The 3,064-nt window shown below is 31.4% G+C and carries 6 protein-coding genes; 5 read left to right on the top strand and 1 reads right to left on the bottom strand.

What is annotated here, in order from left to right:
- Window positions 1-117 precede the first annotated feature (117 nt).
- Window positions 118-393: a hypothetical protein gene (locus tag WC906_05425; GenBank protein ID MFA5777841.1), complete on the bottom strand. Its 276-nt coding sequence runs from the start codon at window positions 391-393 to the stop codon at window positions 118-120.
- Window positions 394-491: 98 nt separating this feature from the next.
- Here WC906_05425 and WC906_05420 point away from each other — a divergent pair, with 98 nt between their 5' ends.
- The 5 genes from WC906_05420 to WC906_05400 all read left to right on the top strand — a co-directional run.
- Window positions 492-800 (top strand): helix-turn-helix domain-containing protein, encoded by a 309-nt coding sequence (locus tag WC906_05420; protein ID MFA5777840.1) that lies wholly within the window; start codon window positions 492-494, stop codon window positions 798-800.
- 162 nt (window positions 801-962) lie between these two features.
- Complete coding sequence (locus WC906_05415) at window positions 963-1,238, top strand: hypothetical protein (GenBank protein ID MFA5777839.1); 276 nt, start codon at window positions 963-965, stop codon at window positions 1,236-1,238.
- Complete coding sequence (locus WC906_05410) at window positions 1,235-1,561, top strand: hypothetical protein (protein ID MFA5777838.1); 327 nt, start codon at window positions 1,235-1,237, stop codon at window positions 1,559-1,561. The genes WC906_05415 and WC906_05410 overlap by 4 nt, the downstream gene beginning before the upstream one ends.
- A gap of 110 nt (window positions 1,562-1,671) precedes the next feature.
- Window positions 1,672-2,532, top strand: coding sequence for a DMT family transporter (locus tag WC906_05405; GenBank protein ID MFA5777837.1), 861 nt, complete (start codon window positions 1,672-1,674; stop codon window positions 2,530-2,532).
- An 86-nt stretch (window positions 2,533-2,618) separates the two neighbouring features.
- A partial coding sequence (locus WC906_05400; GenBank protein MFA5777836.1) for a hypothetical protein occupies window positions 2,619-3,064 on the top strand: 446 nt, incomplete at its 3' end.

Raw genomic sequence — 3,064 nt, 5'->3', positions numbered from 1 at the left:
GCATTTAACCACAATTTTATAAATCTTATTTGATTAAGAGAGATGTGGCAATAAATAATCTGGTGCGTTCAACCAAAATAAATTATACTACTTTATCATCTAGCTCTTGTATTTTTTTCAAAACTCATATCCAAGAACTCTTTTAATAATCTCTTCAATATCTTTTAATCTCTCTTTATTCAAATGGATATGCAATCCATAATTTGTTACTTTTTTTAAAATATACCCTTCTCTTATAAGACCTTCTGCAATTTTTTTAACATCTTTTCCGATATGAGATGGGAAACCTTTTGTAACTGTATCAAAAGGAGTGTGAACTCCTCCAATAACTTTCTTTCTTCTTAAGTGGAATAAGATAGTTGCTTTAATCTTCTCGTCTTCACTAAAATCCATAAAACAACTAATGCAATCCAATATTTAAATATTCCTATATTTGTAATATAAAAACATTAATAGAAACATTTATAAATAGTCTAGGGTAGTCTATACTAATGGAAAACGAAAGTGTATTCATAGAGATCTTTGGGAATAATCCCGTGATGAAAGTTTTAGATTTTCTTATAACTTTTCAGTTGTTTGATTATCCTATGACAGAAATAGCAAAGAATTCCGGAGTTGGTTATTCTACTCTTCAGACATTTTGGAGTAATTTGGAAAGAAATAATATTGTTATAAAAACAAGAAGGGTTGGTAAGTCTGATTTATACAAACTTAACACAAGTAACCCGGCTGTAAAGCAAATCTTGAAATTAGATTGGAATTTTATAAAGGGTGCACAGCAAGAAGTTTTGCTTGATTGAACTCTTTACTAATCGATATCCAAATAACCTATACTACTTTATTATTTAGTAGTAGAAAGGATGAGATCCTTCTTCCGATTCCCGGTCCGCGCATCTTAACAATAACTCAGATTGTAATCTCTTCTTGGAAAGACTTATATATCAATTGATATATCCAATATTATGAAAAACGAGCTAATTAATTCAATAGCAAGAAGTCCAACTCTGGGAACAGTTCTTATGATTGAAAGAACAATCGAAGAATACAGCGGAGAATTTAATAGAACAGAAATATGGAAGAAGCTTCCAAAAAAAGTAATGTGGCAGACATACTTAATTGTTTTAGATTATTTAGAAAGTATAAACAAAATTGCTTTTGATAGAGAGGGGATTGCGGCATATATCTGGAATCCAAAATTAGCAAAAATGCTTTCAAAAAGACCAGAGATTAAAATATGATAAAACCTTCAAAAGTAAAATTTATCTCTGAAAAATTGCAAGAAAATTTTAATTCTTTAAGCGAAGATGACCCAATAAAAAAGTCTATTAAGAGAGCTATAAAAGATTTACAAGATAATGCGTTTTTTGGAATTCAAATACCAAAAAGATTGATTCCAAGAGAATATATTATGAAGTATGATGTAAAAAACCTTTGGAAATATGATCTTCCACAAGGATGGAGACTTATTTATACAATAGCTGCAGAAAATGAAGTTCAATTAATTTCTGCTATATTAGAGTGGTTTAATCACCCTGAATATGAGAAAAGATTTCATTATTAAATTTCCTTTTTTTATATTTCTTTTAACCTATTACTACTTTATTATTTAGTGGCAGATTTTATGAAATATCAACCTTTTTAAAATGCTTTCTCCTAACTGGAAGATAAAAGATGGTGGTATATTATCCGTTTCTTGGAGCACTTGCCCTAGCTAGCGGAACAATTATGGAGAGGTTTATCCTGAGAAAAAAGCAGACAAACGTAAGGCTTCACCACTGTCTGGAATTTCTCGCAATAACTTTGGTCATGCTACCTTTTGTTTTTCTTTTCTGGAATGTTTCACCCCAAGCTCTGGAAACAAATAACTTAATTATCTTCGGATTAGTAATTCTTTTTGCATTAACTGCAAATCTTTTTGTTTTCTATTCAATAAAGGGGGATAAAATTTCAAACCTGGAGCCTGCAAGAATATCAGAAAACCTTTTTTTAATTTTGCTTGTTCTTATATTTAGTTTTTTCTTAAATTCTAATCTTTATGAAACTAATCCAAAAATAATTTATCCCGCACTGATTGCCGGTCTTGCTCTTGTCTTTTCTCATATAAAGAAATATCACCTTGATTTTAACAAATACTTTTTAGCAGCAACTTTCGGAAGTTTTTTCTTTGCTTTGGAACTGGTAACCTCCAGATTAATCTTGGATTATTACTCTCCTTTTTCTTTTTACTTCGTAAGATGTGTTTCTCTTTTTATCCTGGGAATTATCATATTGAGACCAAAACCAAAGAGACTGGATAACTCCATATACTTTGGAATGCTTGGAATAGGAACCATCTGGGCACTTTACAGAGTTATCGTCTATTATGGATATATACATCTTGGAGTCGTTTCAACAACCTTGGTGTTTATGCTTAGCCCGATTTTAATATATTTATTTGCCTGGATATTTCTTAAAGAAAAACCAACATGGAGAAATATTATTGCATCAATAATAATTGTAGCATGTGTTCTCTACGGAACTTTTTTTGTGTAAATTGCAATTGGCAGTATTTTTATTCTGGGTAATATCTACACCCACAATTCCTAAAACTATTTAAATCGCTTTTTATAATATATTACATGAAAAGAGAGGGGACTAGTAATATTTATCTGAAAAGTTCTCTATTTATTTCACTAATGCTTCTAAGTCTTATCTTTGTATCTGCTGCCCATAACGCAAATTCTATTTATGTTAGAGCAGGAGGGGCAGATAAAACTCTTCAGGCTGCAATAAACGATGGTAGCATTTGTTCAGGAAACACCGGCTCCTATTCTGGAACCATTGCCTATGGACACTATGCAGATGACATTAAAATTTTTGCAGGAAATTCTCAGCGAACTCTTCAGCAGGCAGTTAACACTCAAGGGAGTTTATATTCAAACACGGTAACTCCAATATTCAGTGCCTTTTCATTCGGTCATGCTTCCGATTCAATTTCTATTACTATTGGTGGAGTATCAAAAAATCTCCAAACAGCAATTAATGCAGGGGATTTTAATACACTTTGTACTACGCCGCAAGCAAG

The organism is Parcubacteria group bacterium, from assembly GCA_041657845.1.
In the GTDB taxonomy this organism is placed as follows: Bacteria; Patescibacteriota; Minisyncoccia; order Moranbacterales; family JAKLHP01; genus JAKLHP01.
Note: the sequence above shows the minus strand (reverse complement) of the source record. Positions and strands in the feature narration are given on the sequence as shown.

What these genes read in the sequence shown, in the direction of transcription:
- WC906_05415 (MFA5777839.1), top strand. Translation starts at nt 963, where the DNA reads ATGAAAAACGAGCTAATTAATTCAATAGCAAGAAGTCCAACTCTGGGA.
- WC906_05420 (MFA5777840.1), top strand. Translation starts at nt 492, where the DNA reads ATGGAAAACGAAAGTGTATTCATAGAGATCTTTGGGAATAATCCCGTG.
- WC906_05410 (MFA5777838.1), top strand. Translation starts at nt 1,235, where the DNA reads ATGATAAAACCTTCAAAAGTAAAATTTATCTCTGAAAAATTGCAAGAA.
- WC906_05405 (MFA5777837.1), top strand. Translation starts at nt 1,672, where the DNA reads ATGGTGGTATATTATCCGTTTCTTGGAGCACTTGCCCTAGCTAGCGGA.
- WC906_05425 (MFA5777841.1), bottom strand. Translation starts at nt 393, where the DNA reads ATGGATTTTAGTGAAGACGAGAAGATTAAAGCAACTATCTTATTCCAC.